14 protein-coding genes are annotated in these 17,446 nt (G+C 59.6%); 11 read left to right on the top strand and 3 right to left on the bottom strand.

What is annotated here, in order from left to right; genetic code table 11:
- Nucleotides 1-555: 555 nt before the first annotated feature.
- The 7 genes from RCH93_RS06575 to hflX all read left to right on the top strand — a co-directional run bounded on the left by RCH93_RS06575 (nucleotide 556) and on the right by hflX (nucleotide 8,257).
- Nucleotides 556-1,725: an exo-beta-N-acetylmuramidase NamZ domain-containing protein gene (locus RCH93_RS06575; RefSeq protein WP_373693266.1), complete on the top strand. Its 1,170-nt coding sequence runs from the start codon at nucleotides 556-558 to the stop codon at nucleotides 1,723-1,725.
- Between the two features lie 135 nt (nucleotides 1,726-1,860).
- Nucleotides 1,861-2,931, top strand: coding sequence for a UDP-3-O-(3-hydroxymyristoyl)glucosamine N-acyltransferase (gene lpxD / locus RCH93_RS06570; protein ID WP_306547530.1), 1,071 nt, complete (start codon nucleotides 1,861-1,863; stop codon nucleotides 2,929-2,931).
- The gene (gene fabZ / locus RCH93_RS06565) at nucleotides 2,928-3,383 is read left to right on the top strand and encodes a 3-hydroxyacyl-ACP dehydratase FabZ (protein WP_306547529.1); all 456 of its coding nucleotides are present in this window, start codon (nucleotides 2,928-2,930) and stop codon (nucleotides 3,381-3,383) included. The genes lpxD and fabZ overlap by 4 nt, the downstream gene beginning before the upstream one ends.
- Nucleotides 3,384-3,473: 90 nt before the next feature.
- On the top strand, nucleotides 3,474-4,271 hold the full coding sequence (gene lpxA / locus RCH93_RS06560) for an acyl-ACP--UDP-N-acetylglucosamine O-acyltransferase (RefSeq protein WP_306547528.1): 798 nt from the start codon (nucleotides 3,474-3,476) through the stop codon (nucleotides 4,269-4,271).
- Nucleotides 4,264-5,112, top strand: coding sequence for an LpxI family protein (locus tag RCH93_RS06555; RefSeq protein ID WP_306547527.1), 849 nt, complete (start codon nucleotides 4,264-4,266; stop codon nucleotides 5,110-5,112). The genes lpxA and RCH93_RS06555 overlap by 8 nt, the downstream gene beginning before the upstream one ends.
- 31 nt (nucleotides 5,113-5,143) lie before the next feature.
- Nucleotides 5,144-6,526, top strand: coding sequence for an asparagine--tRNA ligase (gene asnS / locus RCH93_RS06550; protein ID WP_306547526.1), 1,383 nt, complete (start codon nucleotides 5,144-5,146; stop codon nucleotides 6,524-6,526).
- Nucleotides 6,527-6,553: 27 nt separating this feature from the next.
- Nucleotides 6,554-8,257, top strand: coding sequence for a GTPase HflX (gene hflX / locus RCH93_RS06545; protein WP_373693267.1), 1,704 nt, complete (start codon nucleotides 6,554-6,556; stop codon nucleotides 8,255-8,257).
- Here the strand turns inward: hflX and RCH93_RS06540 are convergent.
- Genes RCH93_RS06540 through pyrE form a run of 3 tightly spaced genes read right to left on the bottom strand, consistent with a single transcriptional unit; the run spans nucleotide 8,254 to nucleotide 9,476 of the window.
- Nucleotides 8,254-8,724, bottom strand: coding sequence for a PilZ domain-containing protein (locus RCH93_RS06540; protein WP_306547524.1), 471 nt, complete (start codon nucleotides 8,722-8,724; stop codon nucleotides 8,254-8,256). The genes hflX and RCH93_RS06540 overlap by 4 nt on opposite strands.
- A gap of 18 nt (nucleotides 8,725-8,742) precedes the next feature.
- Nucleotides 8,743-8,913: a dual CXXC motif small (seleno)protein gene (locus RCH93_RS06535; protein WP_306547523.1), complete on the bottom strand. Its 171-nt coding sequence runs from the start codon at nucleotides 8,911-8,913 to the stop codon at nucleotides 8,743-8,745.
- Nucleotides 8,910-9,476 (bottom strand): orotate phosphoribosyltransferase, encoded by a 567-nt coding sequence (gene pyrE / locus RCH93_RS06530; protein ID WP_306547522.1) that lies wholly within the window; start codon nucleotides 9,474-9,476, stop codon nucleotides 8,910-8,912. Before pyrE ends, RCH93_RS06535 begins: the two co-directional genes overlap by 4 nt.
- A gap of 287 nt (nucleotides 9,477-9,763) precedes the next feature.
- Here pyrE and glmS point away from each other — a divergent pair, with 287 nt between their 5' ends.
- The 4 genes from glmS to RCH93_RS06510 form a co-directional block, all read left to right on the top strand.
- The gene (gene glmS, locus RCH93_RS06525; protein WP_306547521.1) at nucleotides 9,764-11,602 is read left to right on the top strand and encodes a glutamine--fructose-6-phosphate transaminase (isomerizing); all 1,839 of its coding nucleotides are present in this window, start codon (nucleotides 9,764-9,766) and stop codon (nucleotides 11,600-11,602) included.
- 520 nt (nucleotides 11,603-12,122) lie between these two features.
- The gene (locus RCH93_RS06520) at nucleotides 12,123-13,340 is read left to right on the top strand and encodes an efflux RND transporter periplasmic adaptor subunit (RefSeq protein ID WP_306547520.1); all 1,218 of its coding nucleotides are present in this window, start codon (nucleotides 12,123-12,125) and stop codon (nucleotides 13,338-13,340) included.
- Nucleotides 13,341-13,343: 3 nt separating this feature from the next.
- Nucleotides 13,344-16,490 carry an efflux RND transporter permease subunit gene (locus RCH93_RS06515; protein WP_306547519.1) on the top strand — a complete coding sequence of 1,049 codons (3,147 nt, stop codon included), beginning with the start codon at nucleotides 13,344-13,346 and terminating at the stop codon, nucleotides 16,488-16,490.
- A gap of 5 nt (nucleotides 16,491-16,495) precedes the next feature.
- On the top strand, nucleotides 16,496-17,446 hold a 951-nt coding region (locus tag RCH93_RS06510), incomplete at its 3' end, for an efflux transporter outer membrane subunit (RefSeq protein ID WP_306547518.1).

The raw sequence follows: 17,446 nt of genomic DNA, 5'->3' as shown, positions 1-17,446 counted from the left end.
GAAGAGTTCAGATCATCGATCTGCTGCTGGCATGCTTCCGGGCAACCAGCGTCCATTTTCTTGCCAGGGCCGCCGGCCAGTGCTACGCCTGCGGTCAGTACAAAAGCTGATACAGCCATGACGCTCAATACTTTTTTCATATTCTTTCTCCTACATGTGAGACTTTATGAACACCTGGGCGTTATTGCCCAAAAAAACAATCCATAACCAGATGCGATCCATCTTTGGCGAGTTCGCCGGGGTACCTCGCATCTTGTTAATTGAACTATAACAAATCAGTTCATCGACTGCAATATGCTTTGCGTAAAAAAATACAAAATTTTGAACAGGTGAATGGTATTTTTTGGTTAATACATTGTTTTTATTATTAATAATAGAGAAATAAAAATTTGCACCGCTCGGTTGGCCTGGGTGGTTGCATCCAGGCGGCAGGCCTTCAGCGCCGTTTTCCAGGGGCAGGGGAGGTTGTCCGCTTGACGAAGTTGGTTGGGTTGGCTAAATAACGGAGGTCTTTGATTATTCCGATCATTCCCCGGGGAAGCTCATGGAGGTTTTTTGATGCAGACAGGACTTGAGCAGTTGTGCCGATCCGCCGCCGCTGGTTTAGACGGCAAGCGGCTGGGCCTTTTATGCAACCAGGCATCCACTGACAGCCGATTCGTGCATAGTCGCGACCTGTTAACAGCCGCCTTTCCCGGCCAGTTGACCTGTCTGTTTTCACCGCAGCATGGTTTTTTCAGCGAAAAACAGGACAATATGATCGAGTCCGGCCACGGGCAGGACCTGGTCAGCGGCCTGCCGGTCTACTCGCTCTACGGTGAAACCCGCAAACCCTATCCGTCGATGTTTGCCGACATCGACGTGCTGCTGGTTGATCTGATTGATGTCGGCACCCGCGTCTATACCTTCATCTGGACCGTGGTCCATTGTTTGGAGACCGCCGCTGCAACCGGGGTGAAAATAATGATCCTCGACCGGCCCAACCCCATCGGCGGGCATCTGGTGGAGGGCAATGTCCTGCGCGAGGATTGCGCGTCCTTTGTCGGCCGGTGCGCCATCCCCATGCGCCACGGCCTGACCCTGGGCGAACTGGCCCTGCTGTGCAACCAGGAACTGGCGATTGGCGCCGAGTTGGAGGTCGTCCGGATGAGCGGCTGGAAACGCAACATGCTATTCCCGGCCACGGGTTTCCCCTGGGTTTTTCCCTCGCCCAACATGCCGTCGTTTACGGCGGCCCTGGTCTATCCGGGGCAGGTGATCTGGGAGGGGACCAACATCTCCGAGGCCAGGGGCACGACCCTGCCGTTTGAACTGTTTGGCGCGCCGTTTATAGAACATGGCGCTGTGCTCGATTGCCTCCGGGCCACCGAACTGCCGGGCTGCTGTTTGCGCCCCCTGCGTTTCGAGCCGACCTCGGGCAAGTGGATGGGCCAGGCCTGCAACGGGTTTCAGATTCACGTGATCGACGCCGAAGCCTTCCGGCCCTACCGCACCAGTTTGGCCCTGCTGCAGGCCATCCGCCGTCTCTATCCCGAGCAGTTTGCCTACAAGCAGCCGCCTTATGAATATGAATTCGAGCGGCTGCCCATGGACCTGATCATCGGCGACCGGGCGATCCGCGAGGACCTGGAAAACGGCGTCCCCATTATGGAGTTAGAGCGCGGCTGGCAGGCCGAACTGGATCAGTACCAGGAGCGGCGGCGCGCTGTTTTGCTTTACGATTAAGCGAAAGTGCAGTATTCTCGCCCCTTCCATTTTTACTTGGAGTTTACTTGGAGTTTACTTGGAACAATCCCTGGGAACTCGGGCTCAGCCCGCGATTTCGAGGCCATAGAACCCTTCATTGTGGAGTTTGCACCCGTGTCCCGCGAATCGACCCTGCAGCAACTGGCGGATCTGGTGGGGGGAAGGGCGGCCGGCGACCCGAACCTCGTCATTCGCGGTTTGGGCGGCATTGACCATGCCCAGGCCGGCGAGATTACCTTCATCCTCGACAAAAAGCAGTGGCCGCTGCCCGAAACCTGTTGTGCTTCGGCCTGCATTGTGCCGACCGACCTTGCCGCCGACTGCCTGACCCTGCCGGTTATTGTCACCGACCAGCCGTCGCTGGCCGCCGCCCGGATTCACACCTTTCTGCTTGCCGAGCCCTTTCGCGCCCGGGGCGTGCACCCCTCGGCAGTGGTGGGCGAAGACTGCGCCATTCCCTCGGAGACGACCATCGCTCCATTGGCCTGCCTGGGCGACCGGGTCCGGCTTGGCGAGCGCGTGACCATTCACCCCGGCGCGGTGATCGGCAACGACGTGGTTATTGGCGACGACGCCGTCATTCACGCCAACGTGACCGTGGCGGAACGCTGCACCATTGGCAAACGCGTCATTCTTCACCATGGGGCGGTGATCGGCAGCGACGGCTTTGGCTTTGCCACTGACCGGATGGGCGTGCATTATAAAAAGCCGCAGGTCGGCACGGTGCAGATCGACGACGACGTCGAGATCGGGGCCAATTCCTGCGTTGACCGGGCCGCCTTTGGCGTTACCTGGATCAAATCCGGGACGCGCATCGACAATCTGGTGATGGTCGGGCACAACGTGGTGGTCGGAGAAAATTCGATTCTGGTGGCTCAGACCGGAATCGCCGGCAGCACCACCCTGGGCCGCAACGTGGTGCTCGGGGCCAAGGCCGGTGTTGCCGGGCACCTCCATCTGGGCGATCAGGTGATGGCGGCGGCGATGAGCGGCATTCACAACAACCAACCCAAGGGCGCGGTGGTCGGCGGGTGTCCTGCTTTTGAGGCCAAGAGCTGGGGGCGGGCCACGGCCGTCTACAGCCGGTTGCCCGAGATGGCCAAGGAACTGCGGCGGCTGCGCAAAGAGGTGGATCGGCTTGCCGGTCTTCTCGACAACACGGAACAACAACAGGAAAATTCATGACAACACAAACGATGGATGTGCAGCTGCCCATTGACGTCAAAGGGATAATGGAAATTTTGCCGCACCGGTATCCTTTTCTTCTGGTGGATCGCATTGTCGAACTGGAAAAAGGGAAATCCATCACCGGCATCAAAAACGTGACCTTCAACGAGCCGTTTTTTCAGGGCCATTTCCCTGGCGAACCGGTTATGCCCGGGGTGCTTATTCTGGAGGCCATGGCCCAGGTCGGCGGCATTCTGGCCTGTCTTTCGGACGCCGAGATGATCGGGCGACTGGTGTATTTCGCCGGCGTCGACAAGGCCCGGTTTCGCCGGGTGGTGCGGCCGGGCGATCAGCTGGTGCTGCGGCTTGAATTGATTAAGCAAAAGGGCAAAATAACCAAAATGACCGGCAAGGCCTATGTCGACGAGCAACTGGCCACCGAGGCCGAGTTGATGGCAAGTTTCGCCTGATTCGGGCGGATTCCGCAGACGCTTACAGCCTGCGCGATCGGGCGGTTGATTGCGACGCCGCTTTTTTTATATTCATTCCAGGAAAGATTCATGTCTATACATCCCACGGCGGTCATCGACCCCAGCGCGCAACTTGACGGTTCGGTGATTGTCGAACCTTATGCCGTTATCGACGGTCCGGTGAAGATTGGCCCGGAAACCCGCATTTGCGCCCACGCAGTGGTCTCCGGCCACACCACCCTCGGGGCCCGCAACATTATCGGCTCCTTTGCCACCATCGGCGTGCCGCCGCAGGACAGCCATTACAAGGGCGAGCCCACCGAACTGATCATCGGCGACGACAACCAGATCCGCGAGTACGTCTCCATTCATCGGGCCACGGTCAAGGCCAGCGGCAAGACCCTGATCGGCAACAACAACATGGTCATGGCCTACTGCCACATCGCCCACGACTGCATCCTGGCTGACCATGTAATCATGGCCAATCTCGCCACCCTGGCCGGACATGTGGAGATCGGCAGCCACGCCAATCTCGGCGGCATGGTCGGCGTGCATCAGTTCTGCCGCATTGGCGATTACGCCTATATCGGCGGCATGTCGGGCATCGGCCTGGACGTGCCGCCCTATGTGATCATGGAAGGCACCCGCAATCAAATGCGCATCGCCGGCATCAATAAGATCGGCCTGCGGCGCTCGGGCATGGATCGGGAAACCATCAAGAACCTCGAAGAGTCCTTCAAAATTCTGTTCCGTTCGCCGGAATTGCTGCTCAAAGATTCGCTGGCCAAGCTGGAAGAGGAGATGCAGGACTGCATTGAGGTGCAGCAGATGGTCGATTTTTTCCGCACCACCAAACGCGGCGTGGTCAAACGGACCCTCGATGATTGACGAGACGCCGACCTCTGCCATCGGCCTGATTGCCGGCGGCGGCCAATTTCCGCTGCTTTTTGCCGAAGCGGCGCGGGCGCGGGGACGGCGGGTGGTGGCCATTGCTCACGTCAACGAAACGGCGCCCGAGATTGAAGATCAGGCCGACGTCGTCTATTGGGTGAAGCTGGGGCAACTCGGTAAGATCATTAAGTATTTTCGTCTGGAGGCGGTGGCCGAAACGGTGTTCGCCGGCACCATCACCAAGACGCGCATTTTTCACGACATCCTGCCGGATCTGAAGGGGCTTTCCCTGTGGAACAAGATTGATTCCCGGCTGGACGACTCCATTCTCCGGGCCGTGGCCGCCAGCCTGGAAGAGGAGGGCATTCGCGTGCTTGCCTCGACCTGCTATCTGGACCGCCTTTTTTTTCCGCAAGGCGTGCTCACCCGTAAAAAACCGTCGGCCGCGCAGATGGAGGACATCCGTTTCGGCTGGAAGGTGGCCCGCGAGGTCGGGCGGCTCGACATCGGCCAGTGCGTGGTGGTCCGCGACCGCAGCGTGCTGGCGGTGGAAGCCATTGAAGGCACCGACGCCGCCATCCGTCGGGGCGGGGAACTGGCCGGCTCCGGAGCGGTGGTGGTCAAATTGAAAAAGCCGGACCAGGATTTCCGTTTTGATCTGCCGGCCACAGGCCCCAAGACCATCGACACCCTGGCCTCGGTCAAGGGCGCGGTGCTGGCTGTGGAGGCCGGGCAATCGCTGCTGTTTGACCGGGCGGCCATGGTTGCGGCGGCGGATCGCGCCGGGCTGGTTGTGGTTGGACTGTGCGAGGACGAACACGGCGATCTGCGCTACTAAAAACAAAAAGCATCGTTCCAGGAGCAAGGTTATGCGCCTCAATACACGAATTCTCGACATCCTGCGGCAACAGGCGGTGGGCGAGACAGTGACGATCTGCGGCTGGCTGCGCACCCGGCGCGACTCGGGCGGGCTCTCCTTTCTCGAGATCAACGACGGTTCCTGCCTGGCCAATCTGCAGGTGATCGTCGAAGATCAGCTCGATAATTATGAATCCGAGGTAAAAAAACTGAGCACTGGCTGCTCGCTGCGGGTGCAGGGCGCCTTGGTGGCCTCGCCGGCCAAGGGGCAGGCGGTGGAGGTCCGGGCCGCATCGATTGAGGTGATCGGCTGGGCTGATCCCGAGACCTATCCGCTGCAGAAAAAACGGCACAGTTTCGAGTTCCTCCGCTCAATCGCCCATCTCCGGTCGCGCACCAACGCCCTGGGTGCGGTGACCAGGGTGCGCAGCGCGCTCAGTTTCGCCATTCATCGGTTTTTTCACCAGCAGGGTTTTCTTCAGGTGCACACCCCGGTGATCACCACCTCCGATTGCGAGGGTGCGGGCGAAATGTTCACCGTGACCGCCCTGGAGCCGGGGCAACTGCAGGGCGCGGCGCCCTTTGCCGGCGATTTTTTCGGCCGGCGGGCCGGTTTGACGGTCAGCGGCCAGTTGCAGGCCGAAATCTACGCCCTCTCCCATGGCTTGGTGTACACCTTCGGGCCGACCTTCCGGGCAGAAAATTCCAACACCAGCAGGCACTTGGCCGAGTTCTGGATGCTTGAGCCGGAGATGGCTTTCTGCGATTTGGCCGGCGACATGGCCATGGCCGAGACCATGATCAAAGCCCTGGTCGCTGCGGCTCTTGACGAATGCGCGGCGGATCTTGCCCTGTTTGAGCAGCACGTCGCCAAGGGGCTGATCGACAAACTCACCCTGGTCCGCGACCGGCCCTTTGTCCATTTTACCTATACCGAGGCCGTGGCCGAACTGGAGCGCTCGGGCCGGGGATTTGAATTTCCGGTGCAGTGGGGCATTGACCTGCAGGCCGAGCACGAGCGCTATCTCTGCGAGGAGGTGGCCGGCGCGCCGGTGATCGTCACCAATTATCCCGAGAACATCAAACCCTTTTACATGCGGCTTGACGACGACGGCCGAACCGTGGCGGCCATGGACATTCTGGTGGCCGGCATCGGCGAACTGGTCGGCGGCAGTCAGCGCGAGGAGCGGTATGACGTGCTGGCGGCGCGGATGGCGGGGGCCGGGCTGGATCGGGAGCAATACGGCTGGTATCTGGATCTGCGGCGTTATGGTTCCGTGCCCCATGCCGGGTTTGGCCTTGGGTTTGAGCGGTTGGTGCAGTTTGTCACCGGCATGCAGAACATCCGCGACGTCATTCCTTTTCCGCGCACGCCGGGGAGCGCCCCCTGCTAACTTTTTCTTCAATCCAAGGAGTGGGCCATCGCTACGGTCACCGGCAACACCAACGGACTTAAGCCCAAACAACTGCGGGACCTGGAACGGCTCGCGCAAAAAAAGGGCGCGCCCGATGAAATCGTCGGCCGCGAAACCGCCCGCGCCCTGGCCGCGATTTCAACCGAGCTCAATCGTCGGGTCGGCCTGCTGATTCATCGCTCCGGCCAGATTGAAACCGTGATTGTCGGCGACTACGACCGCATCACCATCCCGGCCCTGGCCAACGTCGGCGCCAGCGGCGGCCGTCTGCGCGGCCTGCGCTGCGTGCACACCCTGCTCGGCGGGGGAACGACGGCAATCAGCGAGGAAGACGTCATGGATCTGGCCTGCCTGCGGCTTGATCTGATGGCGGTGCTCACCATCCGCGACGGCCTGCCCGATCTGCTCCATGCCGCGCACCTCATCCCCCTGCAGGTCGACGGCCGCGACTGGGCCGCCCTGGCGCCGGTCCATCCCGCCAATCAAAGCCAATCCTGCATCGAGCTGATCGAGGCTCTGGAAGAGGAGTTCGTCCGCGAGCGGCCGGTGCGAGAAGTTGACAAGGGCAAGGATCGGGCCATCCTGGTCTCGGTGACCACCGGCGGCCGCGGCGAGGCCGAGGATTCCATGGCCGAATTGGTTGAACTGGCCCGCTCGGCCGGGGTCGAGGTTTTGGCCCAGGTGATCCAGCGGCGCAAGCACATCCATCCCCGGTTCATCCTTGGGCGCGGCAAATTGGTGGAAATCGTGCTGATGAGCCTGCGTCTCGGGGCCAATCTGCTGCTCTTTGATCAGGAACTCAGCCCCTCGCAGATCCGTTCGGTCACCGATCACACCGACCTGCGGGTGATTGACCGCACCCAGCTGATCCTCGACATTTTTGCCAGTCGGGCCCGCTCCCGCGAGGGTAAACTGCAGATCGAGATGGCGCAGCTCAAATACCTGCTGCCCAAACTGACCACCCGCGACGACGCCCTGTCCCGGCTCACCGGCGGCATCGGCGCGCGCGGACCGGGCGAGACCCGCCTGGAGATCGACAAGCGGCGGATCAACGACCGCATCACCCGTTTGGGCAAGGAATTGAAGGCCGTGGGGGCGCAGCGCTACCACCGGCGCAGCCGTCGCCGCAAACGCGACGTGCCGGTGATTTCCCTGGTTGGCTACACCAACGCTGGTAAATCCACCCTGCTCAACACCCTGACCAAAAGCGAGATCCAGGCCGAGGATCTGCTGTTCGCCACCCTGGACCCCACCAGCCGCCGGTTGCGTTTCCCTGAGGACATGGAGGTGATCATCACCGACACCGTCGGTTTTATCCGCAACCTGCCGGCCGAACTGCTCAAGGCCTTTGAGTCGACCTTGGAGGAACTGTTCGAGGCTGATCTGCTCCTGCATGTGATCGACGTCGCTAACCCGGCCTGGCGGCAGCAAGTGGAGGTGGTGGAGGGGCTGCTGGCTGAATTGGAGCTGGACGCCATTCCCTGCCTCAAGGTGTTCAACAAGATGGATCGGCTCCCGCCGGAAGAGCAATTGCAGTTGGCGCTAACAGGGGAAGGGGTGGGGATCAGCGCCCTGGATGCGGGCACGCTGGAGCCGCTGCTGGCGCGGGCGCAGGATATGCTGCGCCGGGACGCGCTTGCGGGCGACGCCTGGTCGGACCAGGAACAGGATGGGGACAGTGAGGGAGAGGGAGAAGAGGAAACCGATTAGCTGTGGAGGAAAAATCCCAGGGCCCGTTCCATTTCAGCAGCGTCTTCAAACTGGCAACCAACGCTGTTTTGCTGGACTGATTTGACCAGCATCCGTCGTTTGAGCACGGTTTTTTTCTTGTCGTTGAGCTGAAATTCGACCTGCAGTTCTTGGTCTTTTTCAATCCGGTGCAGCCCTGAAACGGTGAAACCGAGACCGCCTCGGGAAATGTCGTTGATGTGGATGATGCCGCCCCCGACCCCACCCTCGCTGAGGATTTCGTACGTGCCGGGGAGGCTGGTCTGTTTGCGGTAGTGGCGGCGAAAGTCAAGCAGCAGCGAGAACACCTGCTGGCATCGGCAACGGACTGAAATGGTGTGCCGGCTGTGCCGATACCGGTCGGCGGCGAAATGCTTTACGGCCCCGCAGGCAGGACAGATAAGGGTTGCCGTGTTGTTGTCGCGGACGTGGACCTTGAGATGCGCCATTGCCGTTAATCACCCGGTTCAGTCGTAAATGATGCAGGTGAACCGTTCCAGTTCCGCTTCGGTTTCCGGATCAAGATCAGTCGCCACTTCATGGATCTGATACTCCTTCTGGCACCCGGTGCAGCGGAGCCGCACCTGCCGGCACCGCCGCTGCACCTGTAATGTTTCACCGCATTCTTTGCATTTCACGTTTGCTGAGCCTTGCCAATGAGTTGTTCGCGGGTAAAGACCGCCTTGAGGGGATAGCCCTTAGCTGCAAGCGCTTCTGCTCCGCCCTCCTGGCGATCAACAATGGTGGCGACCAGGCCGACCTTGAATCCTTCGTTTTCCACCCGTTCAATGACTTTCAGCAGGGTGCCGCCGGTGGTGACCACATCCTCGATCAGAGCGACCAGTCCACCCTGGGGTAGATTGTTCTTGCCTTCGATGTAGTTGCCGGTGCCGTGGCCCTTGGCCTCCTTGCGCACGATAAAAGCCGGGATCGGCGCTTTTTCGAGATAGCTGACAAGGGAGACCGCCGTGACCAGCGGATCGGCGCCCAGGGTCATGCCGCCGACGCCGACAATCGGTTCCGGATGCTGACGGATCAAATCAAACAGGAGCCGTCCGCAGAGGTAGCCGCCTTCGGCGTCGAGGGTGGTTTGCTTGCCGTCGACGTAGAAATCGGAGGTTTTGCCCGAAGTCAGGGTGAAGGAGCCCTGACGATAGGATTTTTGAAGGAGCAGTTCCTTGAGCCGTTGTTGTTCGTTCATGCAAATATCCAATTTTGGTAAAAATATAAAAAAAGGGTATACGTTTTTGAGGCGGATGCAAAAGAATTTTTTGTCAGTCGCGCATTTTGGAAACCACTATTACCGTGAAAATCGGGCCCCCGCACACAAAAAGCTGGCGGGCCGGTGTTTTTTCCTGTTGTTGAGCGGCCGGCGCCGGGCAGGAGGGCTGCTTTCCTGCTGGTATTGCTTGCATTTGTCGGCGGGCTCGACGATACTGAATCCATTGTTGGCGATGTCTGGCTCAAAATATTTGCGAGGGCGATCAAATGTGTGGAATTGTAGGGTATGTAGGCAGTAGAAGGGTGGTGCCCATTCTCCTTGAAGGGTTGAGGCGACTTGAGTATCGAGGGTATGATTCCGCTGGGCTGGTCTATCAGTTTGACAACCAATTGGTCCGCTATCGGGCCAAGGGCAAGCTGGCCAATCTTGAGGCCGTGGTTGACGAACACGTCGGCGTGGCCAGCGGCGTTGGTCTTGGCCACACCCGCTGGGCCACCCACGGCGCACCCACCGAAAACAACGCCCATCCGCACACTGATTGCACCGGCGAGTTGGTGGTGGTCCATAACGGCATCATCGAAAACTACAGTTCGCTGAAAAACGAACTGACCGCCAAAGGGCACGTTTTTACCTCGGAAACCGACACCGAGGTGCTGGCGCATCTGATTGAAGACTGCCTGCAGGGCGACCTGGTTGCAGCGGTTCGCGCCGCCCTGGCTCGGGTCGAGGGCTCCTACGCCATTGGCGTGCTCTGGGCCAAAGAGCCGGAACTGCTGGTGGCGGCCCGCAATCACAGTCCACTGGTGATGGGTGTGGCCAGCGACGCCTGCTACATTGCCTCCGACATCCCGGCGCTTCTGCCCTACACCCGCGAGGTGATCTTTCTGGACGACTGCGAGATGGCGGTGCTGCGCAAGGGGACCTACTCCATCCTCAAGGTGGATGACGGCTGTCCTCTGGAGAAGACCATCTCAGTGATCGATTGGAACGCCTCGATGGCGGAAAAGGCCGGGTATCGCCATTTCATGCTCAAAGAGATTTTCGAGCAACCGCAGGCTATTCTCAACACGGTCAGCGGCCGGATTGTTCCGGACACCGGCGTGGTGGATCTGCCGGAGATTGGCCTTGACCCGGCGGCCGTCAACAACATCGAGCGCATTGCCCTGGTCGCCTGCGGCACCTCCTGGCATGCGGCCCTGATCGCCAAATACTGGATTGAAAAATGGGTGGGCATTCCGGTTGAGGTCGATATTGCCTCGGAATTTCGTTATCGCCGCCTCCTGGTCAATGAACGGGTTCTGACCATCGCCATTTCTCAGTCCGGCGAGACCGCCGACACCTTGGCGGGCATTCGCCGCGCCGCCCAGCTCGGCTCCAAAGTGGTGACGGTCTGCAACGTGGTGGGCTCCACCATGACCCGCGAAGCCGACGGCATCATCTACACCCATGCCGGACCGGAAATTGGCGTGGCCTCCACCAAGGCCTTTACCTGCCAGTTGGCCGCGCTCTTTCTGCTTACGCTCTATCTCGGGCAGGTGCGCAAAACCATTGACCCGGTGACGCAACGCAAGCTCGGCGCCGCTTTGATTGACGTGGCCGGCGTGATTGAAACGGAATTGCCCCGTCTGCAGGCCGAGGTCAAGACGCTGATTGAGCGATATTATGAATCCAAAGATTTCCTCTTTGTCGGGCGCGGTCTTAATTATCCCATCGCCCTGGAAGGGGCTTTGAAACTCAAGGAGATTTCCTATATCCACGCGGAAGGCTACGCCGCCGGTGAACTCAAACACGGCCCCATCGCCTTGATTGATCGCGACATGCCGGTCGTGGCCCTAGCGCCGCGTGATTCGGTGTACCTTAAAGTGGTTTCCAACGTCGAGGAAATCAAAGCGCGTCAGGGCCGACTGGTGCTGATCGGCACCAGCGGCGACGAGCATCTGTCGACCTTGACCGAAGATGTGTTGTATCTGCCCGAAGTGTGCGAGGATCTCAATCCGTTGCTCTACACCATTCCGGCGCAGTTGATCGCCTATGAAATCGCCAATCGGCGCGGGTGCGACGTGGATCAACCGCGTAACCTGGCGAAAAGCGTGACCGTGGAATAACCGCGACTGCGGTTTTCGCCGCTGATGGTCTTGTTCATTGTGCCTGAGGGGATTTTCCCTCAGGCTTTTTTTTTGCCTATCCCGCTCCCAGCGGGATGCTTCCCCCCATCTATTTGTTGCCACGGGCTTGTTTTCGCATGCGAAATATCCCTTGGTCTGTCCTTGTCTTGTTCAATTTCCACGGGTTATCGGGGTGATCGTCGAATTGGCGGGTGCTGTTTGCGCGCAATGCATCAGTAGCGACTTCAGATTGGCACTGAACATGGATGCTTGACGTGGTCCCATTTTTTGCGGCTGTTATGCAAATTAAACATGTCATGCCTTTGGCGTTCGGGCCAAGCCAACTGAGATAGGGGGCAGCCTGGATAAACGCTGGGATGCGAAAAATTTGCGTCAGGGGTTGCTTTTTGAAAAACGTTTGCATACATTCGTGAATGTATGTATAAGGCCTGTGCAATTCATTCGCTCTATCCGTTGTGTTTATTTCGTAACGAGAGCCCCTTTTAAGGACGTGTCATCCATGAAAAAAAATATTCGCACCACCATTGTTTTCCTGCCGTTTCTCGTGACGGGCCTGCTGGCCGGAGGCTGCAAGGACAGCGCACAGCAGGCTGCCCCAGTTGGAGCTCCAGTTGAGGTCAACGTCGTTACCCTGAAGCCGCAACCCGTCAACCTGGCCGTGGAACTGCCAGGGCGAACCGCCGCTTTTCGCGTCGCCGAGGTTCGGCCCCAGGTGGGCGGCATCATCCAGAAGCGATTGTTCACCGAGGGCAGCGAAGTCAAGGCCGGGCAGTTGCTCTATCAGATTGATCCCGACACCTATCAGGCGGGTTTTGACAGCGCCAAGGCCGCCCTTGCCAAGGCGGAAGCCCAGGAGCACGCCGCCCGCCTCAAAGCGGAACGCTACCAGGTGCTGGTGCGCACCAAAGCGGTAAGCGAACAGGAGCAGATTGAGATGGACGCCTCCTGGAAGCAGGCGGTGGCCGATGTGGCCTCAGCCAAGGCGGCCCTGGCAACCGCCCGGATCAATCTTGAGTACACCAAAGTGACCGCCCCGATTACCGGCCGGATCGGCAAGTCGACCGTGACCGAAGGTGCCTTGGTCACCGCCCAGCAAAGTGCCGCCCTGGCAACGATTCAGCAGCTTGATCCCCTGTATGTGGACGTCAGTCAGTCCAGCGACGAACTCCTAAGCTTGAAAAAAGAGGTGGCGGCAGGGGTTGCTTCCGGCGGCGAAAAACCCAAATCCGAAGTCAAGGTGCTGCTTGAAGGCGGCGGCGAGTATCGCCACGCCGGCAGCCTTGAATTTTCCGACGTCACCGTCAACCAGACCACCGGCACGGTTACCCTGCGTGCCATCGTCGGCAATCCCGATCAGGAACTTTTGCCGGGGATGTTCGTGCGGGCGCGCATCGCCAAGGGCGTCAAGCCCGAGGCCATTCTTGTGCCGGCGGCCAGCGTCAATCGCAACACCAAGGGCCAGGCCACGGTGATGGTGGTCAACAAACAGTCTGTCGTTGAAAACCGAATCGTGCAGACCAGCCAGAATGTCGGCGATCAGGTGCTGATCAGCCAGGGGCTTTCCAGCGGCGAGCAGGTCATTGTAGCCGGTTTGCAGAAAATTAAACCCGGCGTCCCGGTCAAGGTTGTTGAGCAACCAGCCGCCGAGTCCGTTCAAACCAATTCCACCTCCTCTGCCGCCCCCACCGCGAAGCAGTCGACAGCCAAAACGGAGTAAGTCATGGCCCGCTTTTTTATTGACCGACCCATCTTTGCCTGGGTCATCGCCATTGTCATCATGCTGGCCGGCGCGCTGTCGATCCTGAAACTGCCGATTTCTCAATACCCGGAGATTGCCCCGCCTGCGGTAAAAATAACCTCCAAATATCCCGGCGCCTCGGCCAAAACCATCGAGGACAGCGTTACCCAGATCATCGAACAGAACATGAGTGGGCTTGACAACCTGCTCTATATGAACTCGCAGAGTTCTTCTTCGGGCGAGGTCAGCATCACCCTCACCTTTGAGGCCGGCACTGACCCGGATATCGCCCAGGTCCAGGTGCAGAACAAGCTGCAGCAGGCGGAGAGCCTCCTCCCTGAAGAGGTGCAGGATGAAGGGGTCCAGGTGACCAAGTCCAACTCGACCTTCCTGATGATTGTCGGTCTGATCTCCGAAGACGGCAGTATGGAAAAAAACGACTTGTCGGATTTCATGGTTTCGACCCTGCGCGATCCCCTTAGCCGGACTCGCGGGGTCGGCTCGATTCAGGTTTTCGGCAGCCAATACGCCATGCGCATCTGGCTTGACCCCCACAAACTCAACAGCTATCAGCTTACCCCGGTCGATGTGAAATCAGCCATCCAGGCCCAGAACAATCAGGTGGCTGTAGGCGATCTCGGCGGCACGCCGTCGACTGCGGGCACCCAGGTCAATGCCAGCATGATGGCCCAGACCAAGATGAGTTCGCCTGAGCAGTTCTCTCAAATTCTGCTGAAGGTCAACAGCGACGGCTCCCAGATCCGGCTCAAGGATGTGGCACGGGTGGAAATCGGCGGCGAGAGCTACAATTCGGACACCACCTTTAACGCCAAGCCGGCAGCCGGTATGGCGATCTTGCTCGCCACCGGGGCCAACGCCCTGGACACCGCCGAGGCGGTACGCGCCAAACTCACCGAGCTGCAGCCCTACTTTCCGGCCGGCGTGTCCGTGGTCTATCCCTACGACACCACTACCTTTATCAAAATTTCCATCGAGGAAGTGGCCCATACCCTGGTGGAGGCCGTTATCCTGGTCTTTCTGGTGATGTATCTCTTCCTCCAGAATTTTCGGGCCACCCTCATTCCGACCATTGCCGTGCCGGTGGTCATGCTCGGCACCTTCGGCATCATGTCGGCCTTTGGCTTTTCGATCAACACTCTGACCATGTTTGGTCTGGTTTTGGCCATCGGTCTGCTGGTCGACGACGCCATCGTGGTGGTGGAAAACGTGGAGCGGATCATGGCCGAGCAGGGGTTGTCGCCGCTGGAGGCCACCCGCAAATCCATGGATCAGATCACCGGCGCCCTGATCGGCATCGCGCTCGTCCTGTCCGCCGTGTTTGTGCCCATGTCGTTTTTCGGCGGCTCCACCGGCGCCATCTATCGCCAGTTCTCGCTGACCATTGTGTCTGCCATGGTGCTCTCGGTGCTGGTGGCTCTGATCCTGACCCCGGCCCTGTGCGCCACCCTGCTCAAGCCGGTTAAGAAAGGACATCACGAACAAAAACGCGGTTTTTTTGGCTGGTTCAACCGCTCCTTCGAGCGCAGCGCCGACAGCTATCGCAACAGCGTCAGCTATGTGCTTGGGCGTGCCGGCCGTTTTAGCCTGATCTATCTGCTGCTCATCGGCGGCATGATCTTCCTCTTCACCAAGCTGCCCAGTTCCTTCCTGCCCGAGGAGGATCAGGGCGTGTTTCTCACCATGGTGCAGTTGCCCACCGGCGCCACCCAGGAGCGCACCAAGGCGATTCTCAACCGGGTGCGCGATCATTACCTGATTGACGAGAAGGAGAACGTCAAATCCGCCTTTACCGTGGCCGGGTTCAGCTTTGCCGGTTCAGGACAGAATATGGGGATGGTGTTTGCCCAGTTGCGCGACTGGAGCGAGCGCAAGCGCCCCGAGCAGTCGGTGGACGGGGTCATTCAACGGGCCATGGGGAAATTCATGCAGATCAAGGAGGCGCAGGTCTTTGCGTTTAACCTGCCGGCAATCTCAAGTCTGGGCTCCTCCACTGGTTTTGATTTCTATCTCCAGGATCGCGCCGGTCTTGGCCATGAAAAACTGATCGAGGCGCGCAACATGCTGCTTGGGATGGCGGCCAAAAATCCTAACCTGGTTCGGGTGCGGCCCAACGGCATGGAGGATACCCCCCAATACAACGTGGACATCGATTTTGAGAAGGCCATGGCGCTGGGTGTGACGGTGAGCGACATCAACACCACCCTGGCCACCGCCTGGGGTTCAAGCTATGTCAACGACTTCGTCCATCAGGGGCGGGTGAAGAAGGTGTATGTGCAGGCTGACGCCCCCTACCGGATGCAGCCTGAGGATCTCGTTCACTGGTACGTTCGCAACGCCAGCGGCGAAATGGCCCCGTTCTCCTCCTTCAGCAGCGGCCACTGGAGCTATGGTTCTCCGCGTCTGGAACGGTTCAACGGCAACTCGGCGGTGGAGATCGTCGGCGAGGCCGCGCCCGGCAAATCGAGCGGCGACGCCATGAAGATCATTGGCGAGCTGGTGGCCCAACTCCCCGCCGGCATCGGCTACGAATGGACCGGCGCATCTTTCCAGGAGCAGCAGGCCGGAGCCCAGGCGCCGGCCCTGTACGCCATCTCGATTCTGGTGGTTTTTCTCTGTCTGGCCGCTCTGTACGAGAGCTGGTCGGTGCCGTTTTCAGTCATTCTGGCCGTGCCCCTCGGTGTTCTGGGCGCGCTGGCCGCCGCCTATTTCCGCGGCATGGAGAACGACGTCTATTTCCAGGTCGGTTTGCTCACCACCATTGGCTTGTCGGCTAAAAACGCCATCTTGATCGTTGAATTCGCCAAACGGCGCTACGACAAAGGCAAGGATTTGGTCGAGGCCACGGTCAATGCCTGCCGGCTGCGGCTGCGGCCGATTCTGATGACGTCAATGGCCTTTATGCTCGGCGTTCTGCCGCTGGCGATCAGCACCGGCGCCGGCGCCAACAGCCGCAACGCCATCGGCACCGGCGTGCTGGGCGGCATGCTGTCGGCCACGGTGTTGGCCATCTTTTTCATCCCTCTCTTCTTTGTCGTCGTGTTGCGATTGTTTAAAACAAAACGGGCGATGGTCGAAAGCGTCGAGCCCGGTACGGGAGGTGTGAAATGAACGCCATGCACACACAATTATGCGCCGCCGGCCTGTTGCTCATGCTGCTGGGCGGCTGTTCGCTGGCCCCGGAATACCGGCAGCCGGAACTGCCGGTGGCGGAGCAATTGCCGGCTGCCCAGGATGGGAAGAACAGTCCGGCGACGGTCAAGGATGCGGCCTCTGTCAGCGCTGAGCTTGGCTGGCGCGATTTTTTTGCCGATCCCCGCCTGCAACAACTCATCACCACCGCCCTGGTCAACAACCGCGATTTGCGGGTGTCGGCCCTCAATGTCGAGTCCTATCAGGCCCAGTACCGGATCCAGCGTTCCGCGTTGTTTCCTTCCATCAACGCTGAAGGCAGCGGCGTCAAACAGCGAACGATGAGCGGCGGCGGCTATGCCACCAGCGAGGTTTATTCGGCCTCGGTGGGCGTCACCGCATATGAGCTCGACCTGTACGGCCGGGTGCGCAACCTCAAGGATCAGGCCCTGGAGCAGTATCTGGCCCAGGAGGAAACCTATCGAAGCGCCCAGATCAGTCTGGTGGCCGAAGTGGCCAGGGCCTATCTCACCTGGCTTGCCGATCATGAATTGCTGGCTATCACCGAGGACACCCTGCGCATTGAGCAGGAATCCTTCCAGCTGATCGAGCAGCGCGCCAAGGAAGGGATTGCCACCCAGCTGGATCTGGCCCAGTCCCGCACCAGCCTGGAAACGGCCAAGGGCAATCTGGTCAAGTACCAGCGTCTGGTTGCCCAGGAAATCAACAGTTTAACGTTGCTTGTCGGCGCGCCTTTGCCACCGTCTTTTTTCAAAAACGCGACCCCTTTGAATGCGCAAACGATGGCGGCTCGCCCGCCCGCCCAACTGCCGTCGCGAGTTTTGCTCCAACGACCGGACATTATGGCTGCCGAGCATGCCTTGAAGGGAGCGCACGCCAATATCGGCGCCGCCAGGGCCGCCTTCTTTCCCACC

This window comes from Desulfobulbus sp. (genome assembly GCF_030824455.1).
Taxonomy (GTDB): domain Bacteria; phylum Desulfobacterota; class Desulfobulbia; order Desulfobulbales; family Desulfobulbaceae; genus Desulfobulbus.
The sequence above is the reverse complement of the archived record's forward strand: the minus strand, read 5'-3'. Positions and strand labels throughout refer to the sequence as shown.

Excerpts from the sequence above, each read along its gene's own strand:
- fabZ (WP_306547529.1), top strand. The coding sequence starts at position 2,928 with ATGACAACACAAACGATGGATGTGCAGCTGCCCATTGACGTCAAAGGG.
- lpxA (WP_306547528.1), top strand. The coding sequence starts at position 3,474 with ATGTCTATACATCCCACGGCGGTCATCGACCCCAGCGCGCAACTTGAC.
- RCH93_RS06555 (WP_306547527.1), top strand. The coding sequence starts at position 4,264 with ATGATTGACGAGACGCCGACCTCTGCCATCGGCCTGATTGCCGGCGGC.
- asnS (WP_306547526.1), top strand. The coding sequence starts at position 5,144 with ATGCGCCTCAATACACGAATTCTCGACATCCTGCGGCAACAGGCGGTG.
- RCH93_RS06540 (WP_306547524.1), bottom strand. The coding sequence starts at position 8,724 with ATGGCGCATCTCAAGGTCCACGTCCGCGACAACAACACGGCAACCCTT.
- pyrE (WP_306547522.1), bottom strand. The coding sequence starts at position 9,476 with ATGAACGAACAACAACGGCTCAAGGAACTGCTCCTTCAAAAATCCTAT.
- glmS (WP_306547521.1), top strand. The coding sequence starts at position 9,764 with ATGTGTGGAATTGTAGGGTATGTAGGCAGTAGAAGGGTGGTGCCCATT.
- RCH93_RS06520 (WP_306547520.1), top strand. The coding sequence starts at position 12,123 with ATGAAAAAAAATATTCGCACCACCATTGTTTTCCTGCCGTTTCTCGTG.
- RCH93_RS06515 (WP_306547519.1), top strand. The coding sequence starts at position 13,344 with ATGGCCCGCTTTTTTATTGACCGACCCATCTTTGCCTGGGTCATCGCC.